The 15,740-nt window shown below is 72.8% G+C and carries 14 protein-coding genes; 4 read left to right on the top strand and 10 right to left on the bottom strand.

Annotation, left to right across the window (positions count from 1 at the left end; genetic code table 11):
- Positions 1–43: 43 nt before the first annotated feature.
- The 4 genes from ACFXKG_RS28055 to ACFXKG_RS28040 form a co-directional block, all read right to left on the bottom strand.
- Positions 44–1,177, bottom strand: a complete 1,134-nt coding sequence (locus ACFXKG_RS28055; RefSeq protein WP_384844782.1) for a hypothetical protein — start codon at positions 1,175–1,177, stop codon at positions 44–46.
- Between the two features lie 4 nt (positions 1,178–1,181).
- On the bottom strand, positions 1,182–2,108 hold the full coding sequence (locus tag ACFXKG_RS28050; RefSeq protein WP_384844779.1) for an N-acetylneuraminate synthase family protein: 927 nt from the start codon (positions 2,106–2,108) through the stop codon (positions 1,182–1,184).
- A gap of 12 nt (positions 2,109–2,120) precedes the next feature.
- Positions 2,121–3,431 carry a cytidylyltransferase domain-containing protein gene (locus ACFXKG_RS28045; protein ID WP_384844776.1) on the bottom strand — a complete coding sequence of 437 codons (1,311 nt, stop codon included), beginning with the start codon at positions 3,429–3,431 and terminating at the stop codon, positions 2,121–2,123.
- A gap of 88 nt (positions 3,432–3,519) precedes the next feature.
- On the bottom strand, positions 3,520–4,854 hold the full coding sequence (locus ACFXKG_RS28040; protein WP_384844773.1) for a DUF6716 putative glycosyltransferase: 1,335 nt from the start codon (positions 4,852–4,854) through the stop codon (positions 3,520–3,522).
- A 240-nt stretch (positions 4,855–5,094) separates the two neighbouring features.
- On the opposite strand from ACFXKG_RS28040, the gene ACFXKG_RS28035 reads away from it, so the two are divergent.
- From ACFXKG_RS28035 to ACFXKG_RS28025, 3 genes are all read left to right on the top strand, one after another.
- A complete protein-coding gene (locus ACFXKG_RS28035; protein ID WP_384844770.1) occupies positions 5,095–6,075 on the top strand; it encodes a glycosyltransferase family 2 protein in 981 nt (326 codons plus the stop codon).
- Entirely contained in the window at positions 6,075–7,463 is a 1,389-nt protein-coding gene (locus ACFXKG_RS28030; protein ID WP_384844767.1) for a polysialyltransferase family glycosyltransferase, read from the top strand. The genes ACFXKG_RS28035 and ACFXKG_RS28030 overlap by 1 nt, the downstream gene beginning before the upstream one ends.
- A 201-nt stretch (positions 7,464–7,664) precedes the next feature.
- Entirely contained in the window at positions 7,665–7,859 is a 195-nt protein-coding gene (locus ACFXKG_RS28025) for a DUF1918 domain-containing protein (protein WP_382888803.1), read from the top strand.
- A 45-nt stretch (positions 7,860–7,904) separates the two neighbouring features.
- Here the strand turns inward: ACFXKG_RS28025 and hemC are convergent, their stop codons facing one another.
- The 4 genes from hemC to ACFXKG_RS28005 form a co-directional block, all read right to left on the bottom strand.
- Positions 7,905–8,840 (bottom strand): hydroxymethylbilane synthase, encoded by a 936-nt coding sequence (hemC, locus tag ACFXKG_RS28020; RefSeq protein WP_384844764.1) that lies wholly within the window; start codon positions 8,838–8,840, stop codon positions 7,905–7,907.
- A gap of 48 nt (positions 8,841–8,888) precedes the next feature.
- Entirely contained in the window at positions 8,889–9,551 is a 663-nt protein-coding gene (gene leuE / locus ACFXKG_RS28015) for a leucine efflux protein LeuE (RefSeq protein WP_384844761.1), read from the bottom strand.
- Between the two features lie 130 nt (positions 9,552–9,681).
- The gene (locus tag ACFXKG_RS28010) at positions 9,682–10,377 is read right to left on the bottom strand and encodes a type 1 glutamine amidotransferase domain-containing protein (protein ID WP_384844758.1); all 696 of its coding nucleotides are present in this window, start codon (positions 10,375–10,377) and stop codon (positions 9,682–9,684) included.
- A gap of 158 nt (positions 10,378–10,535) precedes the next feature.
- Positions 10,536–12,167 (bottom strand): methylmalonyl-CoA mutase, encoded by a 1,632-nt coding sequence (locus ACFXKG_RS28005; RefSeq protein WP_384844756.1) that lies wholly within the window; start codon positions 12,165–12,167, stop codon positions 10,536–10,538.
- 186 nt (positions 12,168–12,353) lie between these two features.
- Here ACFXKG_RS28005 and ACFXKG_RS28000 point away from each other — a divergent pair, with 186 nt between their 5' ends.
- The gene (locus tag ACFXKG_RS28000) at positions 12,354–13,301 is read left to right on the top strand and encodes a L,D-transpeptidase family protein (protein WP_384844753.1); all 948 of its coding nucleotides are present in this window, start codon (positions 12,354–12,356) and stop codon (positions 13,299–13,301) included.
- A 202-nt stretch (positions 13,302–13,503) separates the two neighbouring features.
- Here ACFXKG_RS28000 and ACFXKG_RS27995 read toward each other — a convergent pair whose 3' ends face one another.
- The gene (locus ACFXKG_RS27995; protein ID WP_384844751.1) at positions 13,504–14,700 is read right to left on the bottom strand and encodes a hypothetical protein; all 1,197 of its coding nucleotides are present in this window, start codon (positions 14,698–14,700) and stop codon (positions 13,504–13,506) included.
- Positions 14,700–15,449: an RNA polymerase sigma factor gene (locus ACFXKG_RS27990; RefSeq protein WP_384844911.1), complete on the bottom strand. Its 750-nt coding sequence runs from the start codon at positions 15,447–15,449 to the stop codon at positions 14,700–14,702. Before ACFXKG_RS27990 ends, ACFXKG_RS27995 begins: the two co-directional genes overlap by 1 nt.
- Between the last annotated feature and the right edge of the window lie 291 nt (positions 15,450–15,740).

Genomic DNA, 15,740 nt, shown 5'->3' with positions numbered 1-15,740 from the left:
TGACGGGCCGAACGGAGCCGCGAGGGCAGGCAGTACGGGCGGGTCAGGCCGGTGACGGCAGTCTCGGCAGGCGGTGGACGTCGCGGGCCGTGCCCGTCACCCCGGAGAGGAAGCCCTGTGCGCGGGGCGACGCCGTCGCCTTGAGCCATTCCGGGGCTATGTCGAGGACCGCGACCCGCACGCCCGTACCCGCGAGGGCCAGCGGCAGCGTGTGGACCACCGTGGAGGGGAAGCTGAGGACCATGCGGCCGATGGGGCCGCGGCGGGCGATCAGTTCCAGGGGCAGGTCCGGGCGGACGATCTCCAGCCCCGTCTCCAGGTGCAGCCGGTGGAGTTTGTCGACGTGCTCGCGGCGGTGGGCGAAGTAGCGCGTCGCGCCGTGCGTACGGGCGAGCGCGCTGACCGCCTCGGTGTACTGGTCCGCGTCGACCACGCCCGTCTCGACCAGCGAGGTGCCGACCATGTCGGCACCGGTCGTGATCCGCGGCGGCCCGAAGGTCGCGCGCGTCCAGGCGAAGGTGTTGGGCGTCACGGTGATGCCGTCCGGCACCTCCTCGACCGGCATCGAGGTGAAGACCTCGACGGTGCGGGCGGCGGACGGCATGAGCCGCCGGCGCGCGGCCGCGGTGACCGGTGCCAGGACCAGTTCCCGCGGCCCGCGCGAGCCGCCGCGCCGGTGCCAGCGCACCAGCCGCTCGCCCCGGGCGAGCTGCCCGATGAACTCCATCGTCGCGGTGCCGTCGTCGACGACCGTCAGCTCCTTGGTCTGCACCAGGGCCAGCAGGAGCTGTACGTAACGGGAGAACGGGTCACCGATGACGACCCGGTCCGCCTTGCGCAGCAGTGGTGCCAGCTCCCGTACCGTCCGCAGCGGCGCCCCCGCCCCGCCGCGTGCCTCCTGCCAGCGCACCGTGAACCCCGCGTCGCGGGCCAGCTCGGCCACCCGGCGGAGCTGGCCGCGCGACATCGGGTCGGTGGGCGACAGGACGACGACGGTGAGCGCGTCGGCCGTGCTGCTGAGGTGCGCCCACTCCAGCACGTTGAGCAGCTGGACCGGGCTCTCCACGAAGGCGATCGTGGGGGTGGCGGGGGCATCGGAGAGGGGGACGTCCGCGGTCGCGGGCGTCGCAGCGGTCTCGCTCTGGTACGGGGAGCTGCCCCCGCCGGCACCGGTCATCGCGTCAGACCGCCACCGGCTCGGCGGCCTCGGCGACGACGCCCGCGACACGGCGGAGCTTCTTCATCGGGCCCAGCTCCGACTCGTACACCTTCTTGACGCCGTCACCGAGGGACGCCTCGATGGTGCGGATGTCGCGGACGAGGCGCGTCAGGCCCTGCGGCTCGACGGAGGCGGCCTGGTCCGAGCCCCACATGGCGCGGTCGAGGGTGATGTGACGCTCGACGAACGTGGCGCCGAGGGCGACGGCGGCGAGGGTGGTCTGCAGACCGGTCTCGTGGCCGCTGTAGCCGATCGGGACGTTCGGGAACTCGGCCTGGAGGGTGTTGATCACGCGCAGGTTGAGCTCCTCGGCCTTGGCCGGGTACGTCGACGTGGCGTGGCAGAGCAGGATGTTGTCGCTGCCCAGGACCTCGACCGCGTGGCGGATCTGCTTCGGCGTCGACATGCCGGTGGAGAGGATGACGGTGCGGCCGGTGGCGCGCAGGGCGCGCAGCAGCTCGTCGTCGGTGAGGGAGGCGGAGGCCACCTTGTGGGCGGGCACGTCGAACTTCTCCAGGAAGGCGACGGCCTCGGTGTCCCACGGGGAGGCGAACCAGTCGATGCCGCGCTTGGCGCAGTGCTCGGCGATGGTGCGGTACTCGTCCTCGCCGAACTCGACGCGGTGGCGGTAGTCGATGTACGTCATCCGGCCCCAGGGGGTGTCGCGCTCGATGTCCCACTGGTCGCGCGGGGTGCAGATCTCCGGGGTGCGCTTCTGGAACTTGACCGCGTCACAGCCCGCCTCGGCGGCCACGTCGATCAGGGCCAGGGCGTTGTCCAGCTCACCGTTGTGGTTGATGCCGATCTCGCCCGTGATGTAGACGGGGCGGCCGGGGCCCGCGGTCCGGGTGCCGAAGTTCCGCAGACGGGAAGGGGAGTTGGTGCTCATGGCGGTGCGTCCTTACTTGTTGACTGTGTGGAGGGTGTGGGGGGTACGGGGTGCGGGGGTGCCCGCAGGAACCGCAGGAATCGGGGGATCCGAGGGATCCGAGGGGGTGACCTTGAGGGCCGGGCCGAGCAGCCAGGTGGCGATCTCCCTGATGGCTCCCTCACCGCCGGGCTTGGTGGTGACGGCGCGCGCGGCGGCGCGGACCTCGTCATGGGCGCTCGCGACGGCCACCGGCCAGCCGGCGAGGCCGAAGCAGCCCAGGTCGTTGACGTCGTTGCCGACGTAGAGGACCCGCTCGGGCGCGATGCCCTGCTCGTCGCACCACTGCTTGAGCGCCAGGTCCTTGCGGTCGATGCCGTGCAGCACCGGCACCTGGAGCTTGCGGGCGCGGGCCGCGACGACCGGGTTCTGCTCGGTGGAGAGGATGAGCAGTTCGAGGCCGGAGCGGCGCAGCGCGGCGATGCCGAGACCGTCGCCGCGGTGCACGGCGACCGTTTCGCGGCCGTCGGAGTCGATGTGGACCTTGTCGTCGGTCTGGGTCCCGTCGAAGTCGAGGACGACCGCGTCGACGTCGTCGTACGAGGGGAGGACCTGCGGGTCGAGGAGCGGCGCGAGGAGCCGGGCGCGGGCCAGGTCGTGCGGGTCGTCGATCTCCAGCACCCGCGCGGGGTCGGTGGGGACGAGCGCGGTGCGGCCGAAGAAGCGGTGGCGCGCCTCGCGGAAGCCGTCGGCGCGCATCGCGTAGGCGGCGCCGGTCTCCAGGTACTCCTGGGGGCGGTCCTGGCGGCGCGGCCGGTTCGCCTTGTCGTGGTTGACGCCGTAGCCGTCGGGGCGGGCGCGGCCCGCGCCGTCCTGGCGCCAGACGAAGCCGTGGGTCGGGGCGACGGTCAGTGCGGTGTCGGCGCCGTCCTCGGTGACGGCGCCGGTGACGCCGTCGAGGTCCTCGGCGGTGAGGAACGGGCTGGTGCACTGGACGAGCAGCACGACATCGGTGCTGCCGGGGCTGCCGACGCCTGCGGCGCCTTCCGTGCCGTTGCCGCGCAGCGCGCCGTACGCGTCCATCGCGTGCAGGACGGCGGCCTCGCTGGTCGCGGTGTCCCCCGCGATCGCGGCGGGGCGCAGGACGACCTCGGCGCCGGCGGCGCGGGCCGCGTCGGCGATCAGGGCGTCGTCGGTCGAGACGACGACATCGGTGACGCGCCGGGCCGCCAGGCAGGCGCGGACCGCTCGGACGACGAGCGGGACGCCGCCGACGGGGGCGAGGTTCTTGGCGGGAACGCCCTTGGATCCACCGCGTGCGGGGATCACCGCGAGGACGGTCATCGGTACTCCGTAGGGGGGTTGGGGGTGTGCGGCTCGTGCGGGACAGGTCGCGTGCGGGACCGGGCCGGGGTGTGCGCCGTACGCGCGGTCACAGCTCGCCCATCCGGCGGATGACCGGCGCGACGCGCTGCACGCCGTGCCGGTACGCGCCGCGGGCCGCTCCCCGTACCGCCTCGCGCAGCACGCGCCGTACGCCGCCCGCGCTGTCCTCGGCGGTTCTGGCGGCGGCGGGCAGCGGAGTCCCGTCCGCCGCGAGGTGGTAGCGGGCGAGCAGGCCCGGCAGGTATCCGGGCGCGGTGGTCGCCGTGTAGTACGGGGTGATCTCGGGGAGTTCACCGGCGGCGGCCCGCTCGGTCAGCGCGGTGACGCGGCGGCGCGCCGTGTCGAAGGCGTTCGCGTACGAGCCGTCGGCGGCGACGCCCTGCCGGTCCGCCCAGCGCGCGTCGGGCACCGGGCGGCCGCCGCCGTCGAGCTGGTCCCAGGAGGCGAGGCACCCCGAACCGATGAAGTGGTGGTTGCCGAGCGGCTCGCGGACCCCGAAGTCGGTGAGGATCGCGGTGGGAACGGAGCGGTGCAGGGACTCCAGGGCGGCCGTCGAGGAGACGGTGACCAGCAGGTCCGTACGGTCCAGGACCTCGCCCATGTTCCCGTACACCAGGCGGAAGTTGTCCGGCAGGCCGCCGGGCATCTTCTCGGCGAGGCGCTGGTACGGGAACTCCTCGATGTGCGTGGTGTGTTCGCCGGGCTTGCTGCGCAGCTTGAGCAGTACCTCGCGGCGCGGGTGGAGCCTGGCGTGCTCGACGAGGCGGCGCAGCAGGTAAGTACGGTCGGCGCGGGTCGCCGGCACGGACGGCTGGGCGGCGAAGACGAGGGTGTCGCGGCCCTCCTCGGGCTGGTAGCGCGCGCCGCCGAGGAACGGCAGCGCCGCCTCGGTGACGGCGGAGGCGTCGGCGCCCACGCCCTCGTACACGGCGGTGAACCGGTCCGCGTCGTAACGGGAGTTGGCGAGGACGACATCCGCGCCGTGCCGCAGCAGCAGCCCGTCGGAGAGCTTCTCGTAGACGACGCCGACATAGCCGGTGACGACGACAGGCCGGCTGGCGAGCTTCAGCGCCGCGATGCCGTGCAGCATCGCCTGGACGGCGCCGCCGACGAGGGCCAGCACGACGATGTCGTACGACTCCTCGCGCAGCGTCCGCAGGAAGGCGGTGCCGGTCACCTCGCGCAGGGCGTCCGCCTCCGCGCCGACCTCCGCGAGCTGGCGGGCGGTGGGGGTGGCTCGGCCGCGCAGCAGGAAGCCGCTGAGCTCTGTGGGGCGGCCGTCCGGGGCGATGCGGCGCGCGGTGAGCGCGCCCCACTTCCACCGGGTGTCGGAGTCGGCGAGCACGGCGACCCGGACCGCTTGGCTGGTAGGTGATGGCACGCCGAGGACGTTAGGAAGCCATTTCGTTTCCCGGCCCAACTCAATGGCAATGGAGGGTTAACAACACATCTACGAATGGAGTCGCACCCCGGGAAGGCCCCGAAAACGCCCCCGGAAGGCCCGGAAAAGCCCCGGAAAGTACGGCGGCTCTGACCGGTTCACTGTTCCGCCATTCTTCGTTCACCTTCCGTGCCTCCGGATGTCAGAACGAATGACGTGGCGCGGCCTAGCGTCGGCGGGGTGGTCAAGCTCTCTGTCGTCGTGCCGTTCTACAACGTGCGGACATACGCTCTCGAAACCCTAAGAAGTCTCCGCGCGAACAGCCGTGAGGACTTCGAGTTCCTGTTGGTCGACGACTGTTCGACGGACGGGACCTTGGAGATACTCGAACAGGCGGAGCGCGACCTCCCGGGTGCCGTACTGCTCAGACACGAACGCAACGGAGGGCTGGCCACCGCGCGCAACACGGGGCTGGACGCCGCGCGCGGCACGTACGTGACGTTCCTGGACGGGGACGACTGGGTGGCGCCGGGCTACTACGAGCAGGCCGTCGCCGCGATCGAGGGGCTGGGCTGCGACTTCATCCGCACCGACCACGTCCAGTTCACGGCCAGGGCCCGTACGGTCCACCGGGTCCCGGTCGGCCGGCGCGACGAGGTGCTGAACCCGCGGGACGCGATCCTGCCCTCCGACCGGTCCACCAGCGTCGACTATCCGTACGCCTGGGCGGGGGTCTACCACCGGCGGCTCGTCGACCGGGGTCTGGTGCACTTCACGGACGGGCTGCGGACCGCCGAGGACCGGCCGTGGATCTGGCGGCTGCACCGCGAGGCGGAGTCCTTCGCCGCGGTCGGCCTGCTGGGGCTTTTCTACCGGCGCGGGGTGGCCTCGTCGCTCACCCAGATCGGGGACGTACGGCAGCTCGATTTCATCCGGGCGTTCGACCAGGTCATCAAGGAAACGTCCGAGGATCCGGAAGCCGACCGTTTTATGCCGAAAGCGGTGCGCACCTACTGCGCGATCATTTCCCACCATCTCGGATCGAAAGAACGGTTCGAGCCCGCGGTGGCACGCCAATTGCGCGCCATGAGCGCGGCCGCGCTGAAACGGCTGCCGCAGGACGTCCTGAAGGAAGCGCTGGATTCGATGGACCTGGACCGTTCGGCCCGGCTGCGCCGGCTTCGGCGGCGGACGCTGACCACCGGAAAGGCGGTGGCGTGATGGGATCGTCCGCCCTGTCCCCCGCCGGGCCGCCGCGCACCACCCAGGTGTTCTGCGCGTCGACGCTGTACGGCGCCGCGACCCTGGCCGCCGCGATCGACGCCGGGCTCTTCCCGCCCGCCGACCGGCGGCTGCTCGTGGTCTGCAACAACGCCGGCTCGCCCGAACTGACGCCGTCCGTCGACGAGATGCCCGGGTTCGAGCGGCTGCGCGGCCGCTTCGACGACCTGGTGTCGTGGAACGAGACCATCCGGCCGTTCCATCCGGGCGGCTGGGGGCCGCGCCCCGGCGACGTGCCGATCTGGGAACGCCATCTGCGGCTCACCTGGGGACTCGGCGACGACCGGGTGCAGCTGGCCGTCGAGTCGATCCAGGTCAACCCGGCGCTGGCGATCGCGCAGATCTTCACGGGCGCGCCGATCGACGTGTACGCGGACGGGCTGATGAGCTACGGACCGACGCGCTCCAAGATCGACCCGCTGGTCGGTGAACGGGTGCGCAGGCTGCTCCACCTCGACCTCGTCCCGGGGCTGAAGCCGCTGCTGCTCACGGAGTTCGGGGTCGGGGCCGAACTGGTGCCGACGGACGGCTTCCTGCGGGTGCTGGACGAGCTGACGGACGCGTACGACGCCGATGCCGACGACGCCGCCGGCCCCGCGGCCACCGGTGCCCCTTCCGCGCACTCCCCTGCGCTGCTCCTGGGCCAGTACCTCTCGGCGCTCTCCATCCTCACCGAGAGCGAGGAGGAGGAGCTGCACATCCGGATGGTGCGGGGCGCGGTCGCGCGGGGCCACACCCAGGTGGTGTTCAAGCCGCACCCGAACGCACCGGCCGTCTGGTCACGGCTGCTGCGCGAGGAGGCGGCGCGGCTCGGCGCCGAACTGACCATCCTGGACAGCCCGGTGCTCGCCGAGGTGCTCTACCGGCGGCTCAAGCCGGCCCTGGTCGTGGGCTGCTTCTCCACGGCGCTGTTCACGGCATCCGCGTTCTACGGCATCCCCGTCGCGCGGACCGGCACGGAACTGCTGCTGGAGCGGCTCACCCCGTACCAGAACAGCAACCGGGTGCCGGTGACGATCGTGGACGCGCTGCTGCCGCCGCTGGACGACGACGGGACGCACCGGCCCGATCCCCAGGTCGGCGAGCTGGTCGCGACCGTCGGCTACGCGATGCAGCACCAGATCTATCCGGAGCTGCGCCCGGCGGCGGAGGGCTATCTCTCACGCCATCTCGACCAGCACACCTGGCGCTACTTCAAGCGGCGCCGGCTGACGGCACTGGCCCTGCCGGGCGCGGTCCCGGCGCAGCTCGCCCGCATCCCGCGGAACGCGACGGCACGCCGGATGGTGCGCAGGGCGCGGAAGCTGCGCGGGACGCTCCGGTCGTAACGGCACCGCGCCGCCCCGTCGTCCCGTCCTGTCCCGTATCCGCCCGCCCGGGCACCCGTCGGCCGCCCGGCGGGGCCGGTTCCGCCGGTCCCCCGGGCGGGCGGGTGCGGACCCGATCGGCGTGACGGAGTGGCTGGTGACGGCGGGCCGCCCCTACACTCCACGTAACGTCACGTGACGGGTGAGCTACAGGGAGTGCACATGAAGGCGAGCAAGGGCGACCGGCTGATCGTGCACGGCAGGGTGGTCGGCAAGCAGGACCACGTCGTGGAGATCGTGGAGGTGCTGGGCCCGGAGGGCTCGCCGCCCTTCCGGGTGCGCGCCGAGAACGGCCACGAGACCATCATGTCGCCGGGGCCCGACACGATGGTCGAGCACCGCAAGGGCAAGGACTGACGTCCCGGGTCCCCGGCGCGGGGCGGGGCGGGGGCGCCCGGCCGGTCAGTGGGCGATGGAGTCGATCAGGTCCCGCGCGCCCTGGCGCAGCAGCGCGAGGGCGACGGACGCGCCGAGGTCGGCGGGGCTGAGCCGTCCGGCCCACTCGTGGGCGTTGAGCACGGTCTTGCCGTCCGGGGTGAAGACACAGGCGCGCAGCGAGAGATCGCCGTTGGGGCGGGCGGTGGCGTATCCGGCGATGGGGCTGTTGCAGTGCCCCTGGAGGACGTGCAGGAACATCCGTTCGGCCGTCGTCTCGCGGTAGGTGTCCGGGTCACCGAGGCCGCTGATCGCGTCGATGAGCGCCGTGTCGTCCTCACGGCACTGGAGGGCGAGGACCCCCGCGCCGATGGGCGGGCACATCGTCTCGGGCGACAGGATCTCCGTGATCACGTCGGTACGGCCGATCCGCTCCAGCCCGGCGGCGGCGAGCAGCAGGGCGTCCGCCTCGCCCGCGGCGAGCTTCTCCAGCCGGCGGTTGGCGTTGCCCCGGAACGGGACGCACTCCAGATGCGGGTGGGAGGCGGCGAGTTGGGCGATCCGGCGCACCGACGACGTACCGATCCGCGTCCCCTCGGGAAGCCGGTCGAGGGTCAGACCGCCGGGGTGGATCAGCGCGTCGCGGATGTCGTCGCGCTTGAGGAACGCCGCGAACGTGGTGCCCGCGGGCAGCGGCCGGTCCGCCGGTACGTCCTTGACGCAGTGCACCGCGAGATCCGCCTCGCCCGCCAGGAGCGCGGCGTCGACCTCCTTGGTGAAGGCGCCCTTGCCCTCGACCAGGGAGAGGTCGCCCAGCCACTTGTCGCCGGTGGTCTTGACGGGCACGACCTCGGTGACCGTACCGGGATGGAGCGCCGTCAGCTCGGCACGGACCCGCTCCACCTGGGCCAGGGCCATGGGCGAGTCACGGGAGACGATACGGATCAGCTCTGGAGCGGACATGCCATCAACGATAGACCTCCCCGGGAGCCCCACCGGCCCCGGGCACCGTCAGACGCTGCTCAGCGAGAGCTTCGCCGCGAACCCCAGGAAGAGCGCTCCCGCCGCCGTCGTCATCCCCGCCGAGAGGCGCTTGCGGCGGCGGAAGGCGGCCGCGAGCCGCGTACCGCCGAATATCAGCGCCGAGAGGTAGAGCGCGCTGGCCACATTGGCGAGCAGGCCCAGCAGGACGAAGGAGAGCGCGGGGTGCGCGTATCCGGGATCGACGAACTGCACGAAGAAGGAGACGAAGAACAGGATCGCCTTCGGGTTGAACAGGCTGATCATCAGCGCCTTGCGGTAGGGCCGCTCGGCCGCCGCCGGCGCCTGCTCCCGTCCGTCCGCGGCGCCCGCCCCGTCCCGTACGTGCCGGTCGCGCCAGAGCGACCACGCGGCGCGCAGCATCCCGACGGCCAGCCAGGTCAGATAGCCGGCGCCGGCGAACTTCACGATGTCGAACAGCAGGGCGTTGGCCTGGAGGAGCGAGGCGACACCCGCCGCCGAGAGCACCATCAGGACCGTGTCACCGCACCACACGCCCGCGGCGGCCGAATAGCCCGCGCGCACACCGCGACGGGCCGCGACCGAAAGCACGTAGAGCGAGTTCGGACCCGGCAGCAGAACGATCAGGACGAGGCCGACGAGGTAGGTCGGCAGATCAGTGACACCCAGCATGTTCCGGAGTGTGGCATACGGGTCCGACATCCGGCCGGTCCGTTCCGGCGGCCGGACACCCCGCCCGGGACACCCACCGGATCCCCCACCGGATCCCCTGCCGGATCCCCCGGCGGCCGTCGCCGGATCCCTATACGAGGATCTTCAGCAGCCGCTCCGCCAGCACCACGGCCGAATGGGGATTCTGCCCGGTGATGAGGTTGCGGTCCTCCACCATGTACGGCTCCCACACCGGGCCGCGGCTGAAGTCGACGCCGACCTTGTCCTTCAGCTCGTCCTCCAGCAGCCACGGCGCCCTGGAGGCCAGCCCGACGCCTTCCTCCTCCTCGTTGGTGAAGCACGTGGCCTTGTATCCCCTGAACGGCGACACACCGTGGATCCGGGTGGCCAGCATCGCGGAGGGGGCGTGGCACACGATCGCGAGCGGATCGCCCGAGGCCAGCTGCGCCGTCAGCAGCCGTCCCGCGTCGGCGTCGACCGCCAGGTCCGCCATCGGACCGTGGCCGCCGGGCAGGTAGACCGCGTCGTAGTCCTCCAGACGGACGTCCGAGAGCGCGAGCGGCCGCCGCATCACCTCCGCGGAACGGATGGTGTCCTCCAGCTCCAGGGCCCCCTGCTCGCCACCGGCCATCGAGGGCCGGAGGCTCATCATGTCGACGTTCGGGGTCACCGCGCCGGGGGTCGCGACCACGACCTCGTGGCCGGCTTCCGTGAGCGCCTTGTACGGGGCCGCGAACTCCTCGGCCCAGTAGCCGGTCGCATGCCTGGTGCCGTCCTTGAGTGTCCAGTACGTCGCACCGGTCATCACGAAAAGTATCTTCGCCATCACATGTTCACCCCCTCGCACCCTTCCATCGGGTGTGAGGCATTCGCCGGATATTCACTCTTTCCAGCCTAGGCACCCGTCCGACCCGTCGCATACCGGCGGGCGCCCAGGCCTGCGGCGGCCCCACCGCCGCAGGCTTCGGCCGTCGGTCAGCCAGGTCAGAACACCTCCGTCGGCGCATACGTCCCCCACACCTCCCGCAGCGCGTCGCAGACCTCCCCCACCGTCGCCCGCGCCCGCAGCGCCGTCCGCATGGGGTGGAGCACGTTGGCCGTGCCCGCGGCGGCCTCCCGCAGTTCCGCGAGCGCGCCCGCCACCGCCGCCCCGTCCCGCTCCGCCCGCAGCCGCGCCAGCCGCGCCGCCTGCCGGGCCTCGATCCCCGGGTCGACCCGCAGCGGGGTGTACGGCTCCTCCTCGTCCAGCGCGTACCGGTTCACGCCGACGACCACCCGCTCCCCGCTCTCCGTCTGCCGGGCCACGGCATACGCGGCCCGCTCGATCTCGCCCTTCTGGAAGCCCTGTTCGACGGCGCCGACCGCGCCGCCCAGCTCCTCGATCCGGGCCATCAGCGCGAGCGCCGCCGCCTCCACGCCGTCCGTCAGCCGCTCGACGGCGTACGACCCGGCGAACGGGTCGACGGTCGCGGTGACATCCGTCTCGTACGCCAGCACCTGCTGGGTACGGAGCGCGAGGCGGGCCGCCTTGTCGGAGGGGAGGGCGAGGGCCTCGTCGTAGGAGTTGGTGTGCAGCGACTGCGTCCCGCCGAGGACCGCCGCGAGCCCCTGCACCGCGACCCGCACCAGGTTGGTCTCCGGCTGCTGCGCCGTGAGCTGCACGCCGGCCGTCTGGGTGTGGAAACGCAGCATCAGCGACCTGGGGTTCCGCGCGCCGAACTCCTCCCGCATGACGCGGGCCCAGATGCGGCGCGCGGCGCGGAACTTGGCCACCTCTTCGAGGAGCGTCGTCCGCGCGACGAAGAAGAAGGAGAGCCGGGGCGCGAAGTCGTCCACCTCCATGCCCGCGGCCAGCGCCGTCCGTACGTACGCGATGCCGTCGGCCAGCGTGAACGCGATCTCCTGCGCGGGCGTGGCCCCGGCCTCGGCCATGTGGTAGCCGGAGATCGAGATGGTGTTCCACCGCGGGATCTCGGTACGGCAGTACCGGAAGAGGTCCGCGACCAGCCGCAGGGAGGGTTCCGGCGGGAAGATGTAGGTGCCGCGCGCGATGTACTCCTTCAGCACGTCGTTCTGGACGGTCCCCGTCAGCTCCCCCGCCGGAACGCCCTGTTCCGCCGCGACCAGTTGGTAGAGGAGCAGCAGCACGGCGGCGGGCGCGTTGATCGTCATCGAGGTGGAGACCTCGCCTAGCGGGATCCCGTCGAACAGTTCCCGCATGTCGTCGATGGAGTCGATCGCGACGCCGACCCGGCCGACCTCGCCGTGGGCCAGGGGCGCGTCGCTGTCGTACCCCATCTGCGTCGGCAGGTCGAAGGCGACGGAGAGGCCGGTCGTGCCGTGCGCGATGAGCTGCCGGTAGCGGGCGTTGGACTCGGCGGCGGTGCCGAATCCGGCGTACTGACGCATCGTCCACGGCCGGCCCGTGTACATCGTCGGGTGGACGCCCCGGGTGAAGGGGTACGCGCCGGGCTCGCCCAGCTTCTCGGCGGGGTCCCAGCCGGCCAGCGCGCCGGGCCCGTAGACCGGCTCGACGGGCACGCCGCTCTCGGTGACCCTGACGCCCCGTCCGCCGCCGTCACCGGTAGCGCCGGTTCGCCGTCCCGGGTCCGTCATCGCATGCCGCCTCCCGTCGCTGACCGCCGGTCACCACGGACTGTAGCGGCGGCCGGTCGTCCCCGCCCCCGGGAATTCGGGAGTTACGGGCACGCGGGCGGCGTCGGCGCGGGATCATGTCACTCCGGTCACTCCGGTCCGGCCGCGCGCCGGGAACCGTCTTCTTCTCTTCGGGGAGCCGCGAAGATGCTCACGACATCCGCCCTGTGCAGAGGGTTCGCCACGGCCGCCGTGCTGGCCGTGAGCGTGGGTTGTACGGTGCAGCCGGGCACGGGCCAGCCGGCGGGCGACGCCAAGGGCGGGGACCTGGGGGTGAGCATCGGCCCCCTGCCCGAGCGGACCACGGCCACGCCCACCCCGTCGTCCACGCCGCCGTCCACCCCGTCGGACGCCCCGCCGGCCGCGTCGGCCCGCGCCGCCGCCGACCGGTCGGCGGTCCCGGCGCCCACGCCCACCCCGCCCGGGAGCCCGGCGCCGAGCGCGAGCCCGGAGCGGCCGGCGCCGAGGACGCTGATGGCGGCCGGCAGCCGGAGCGACCAGGTACGGGAACTCCAGGCCCGGTTGGGCCAGATCGGTTACTTCGACCGCGCGCCCACCGGCTACTACGGCTCCGTCACCACCGGCGCGGTCTCGGCGTTCCAGGCCAAGCGGGGGCTGCCCAGGACCGGCGCGACGGACACCGTCACCTGGCAGCGGCTCCTCGCCATGACCCGCACGCCGACCGCCGGCGAACTGGACCCGCCCACCACCAGGCCGGTCGCCAAGCCCGACCCGCGCTGCATGAAGGGGCGGGTGATGTGCATCAGCAAGACGAGCAGCACGCTCTCCTGGATGATCGACGGGAAGATAAAATCCTCGATGGACGTGCGCTTCGGCTCGGAGTACACGCCCACGCGCGAGGGGACGTTCAAGGTCGGCTGGAAGTCCCGGCACCACGTCTCGACGCTGTACGACTCCCCGATGCCGTACGCGATGTTCTTCAGCGGCGGCCAGGCGGTGCACTACTCCGAGGACTTCGCGGCCCGCGGCTACTCGGGCGCCTCGCACGGCTGCGTCAACGTCCGCGACGAGAAGAAGATCGCCGCCCTGTACGCCGAGGTCAAGACCGGCGACAAAGTGGTCATCTACTGGTGAGGAGGGCGGCGCCGATCTGGGCGCGAAGAAGAGGCGCGGGCGGGACCGGGGGAACGTGTCCCGCCCGCGCCGGTGCGCTGAGCCGAAGGTACGGGGGGAACCCCGGCTCGATGCGCTGCCGATGACCAGTCGGCTCACTCTGTACTGCGTCAGAGCCCGGAAAAGTGTCACACCCGGCCCTGAGTTTTCGCATAACGCCAGGTCAGGAAAAGTCCTGGTCCGACGAGGGCTCCGCGGCCGATGCCTCCGGGGGCTCCGGAGGCTGCGGGGTCCCGGTCCCCGTCCCCGGGTCCGGCGCCGTGTACGTCGGGGACGAGTACGTCGGTGACGGGGACGGTGTCAGCGCCGGCGCCGCGGGCAGCTTCTGCGGCTCGCCGTTCTCGCCCCCGTCGCCCTCCTCGGCGTTGCCGCCTTCCTCGCCCTTGCCGCCCTTCCCGCCGTTGCCGCCCTTCCCGCCGTTGCCGTCCTTCTCGCCGTTGCCGTCCTTCCCGCCGTGCCCGTCGCGGTCCTGGCCGCCGCCGTTCCTGCCACCGCCGCCCCGCAGATCGCCGTCGAGCAGCCGGTCGCAGTAGCGCTCCGTGCCTCCGGGCCCGTCGGCCGCCGTGTCCAGGGCCTTTCGCCGCTCGGGGTCGATCGCGCCGCTGCGGTAGTCGCGGCAGGCGTCGACGGTCCTGCGGAACCAGTCACCGGACGCCGGGTCGGTGTTCGGTACGAACGGGTCGTGGTGGCCGTCGGCCGCCCCGGCGGGGGCGTCGTCGTCCGCGCCGGCCTCGCCCCGCGCGCCGCCCCCCGTGCCGTCGTCCCCGCCGGACGCGGCACCGGCCGCCGAGCTGTCCGTACCGGAGGACGGTACGGGCGAGCGCCCGGCCCCGCCGTCACCGCTCGGGTGGTCCGAGGGCGCCGCGGACCGGTCCTGGCCGCGTGCGGCGGAGTCGGACGACAGCGTCCTCGGGGAGGCGCCGGCCGAGACGGAGCTGGCGGGCCCCGGGTCGGGTCCGCCGAAGAGGGAGGGCACCACGGCGGCGCCCGCCGCGACCGTGAGCCCGCCCAGCGCGCAGCCGGCCACCGCGACGACCAGCCCCCGGCGCAGCGGACGGCCGCGCCGCCGGGTCCGTTCGGTCACGGGCGCCAGGGCGAGCCGTACCGTACCGGGCAGGTCCGCGGCGGCGGAGCCGTCGGTGCGGCCGGCCGCACCGGCCTGCCGGAAGGCCGCCAGGGCTGCCGCCTCACCGGGCAGTTCCGCACCGTTTGCGTACGTGACGGCGGACATGTCCCGAAGGGCGTCGGAGAGGAGTTCCCGCCGGGCTCTCGCCTGCTGGTCAGGGGCCTCCACCGGGTCACCGCGCAGCAGTCCCTCCGCCGCGTCCTTGTCGAGCCACGCGTCCCGTTCGTCGGCCATCACATGTCCTTCTGCGTCCGCAGGCGCGAATACGTCACACCTGCGGACGCCGTGGCCTCCGGTCGTGGGCCGCGCTGCGGGGGTACGGCGGACAGCCCCGCGCGGCGGTCCGCGCCGCCGGGGGCCCCGCCGGCCGTGCTGTCGGGAGCGCCACCGGGGCCGCCGTCCGCCGCACCGGCCGCGTCGGCCTCGGCGTCCGCGTCCGCGTCGAGGAGTTCGGCCAGCCGCTTGAGCCCGCGGTGCGCGGCCGTCCGTACCGCGCCCGGGCGCTTGCCCAGCGTCCTGGCGGCGCTCTTCGCGTCGAGCCCGACCACCACCCGGAGCACGACGGCCTCGGCCTGGTCCTGCGGTAGCTGGGCGATCAGTGCCATGGTCCGGCCGGTCGCGAGCGCCTCCATGGCCTCGTCGGCCGTGTCCGAGTCGGCCGCCTTGCCGGTCAGTTCCGTCTCGTCCGCGCCGATGGCGGGGCGTCTGCCGCGCATCCGGAGATGGTCGAGGGCGCGGTTACGGGCGATCCGCGCCGCCCAGCCGCGGAACCGGTCGGCGTCGCCGGTGAAGCGGCCGAGGTCGCGGGCGATCTGGAGCCATGCCTCCGAGGCCACGTCCTCGGCGTCCGGCTCGCCGACGAGTGTCCGTAGATAGCCCAACAACCGCGGGTGCACGGCGCGGTACACAGTACGGAAGGCGTTCTCGTCCCCGTCCTGTGCCGCGAGCACCGCGGTGGTCAGCTCCGCGTCGTCCCCCAGCACTCCCACAACCTGTCCTGAAATCGCGGCCGGTCCATGCCACGCCGCCCCACGCGCTTCTGCACGCTACGGCCTTACCCGGTCCGCGTCCACGCCTTGTGCCGCCTGCCACAACTTGCTGGTGTTATGAGGTGTGACACAAAGCGCCTCCGTAACGCTGATATGAGTACGGGGCCGTGCTGCGGCCCTGGCGACGACGACCGGGGCCTCTCCTGTGGGGGGTGGCGGCCCCGGTCGTCCTCTTTTTGCCCGCCCGGGTACCGGGCCGGAAAGCGCTCGATCGTGCGGTACAGC

Origin of the sequence: Streptomyces sp. NPDC059255 (genome assembly GCF_042752355.1) — a bacterium.
GTDB lineage: Bacteria > Actinomycetota > Actinomycetes > Streptomycetales > Streptomycetaceae > Streptomyces.
The sequence above is the reverse complement of the archived record's forward strand: the minus strand, read 5'-3'. Positions and strand labels throughout refer to the sequence as shown.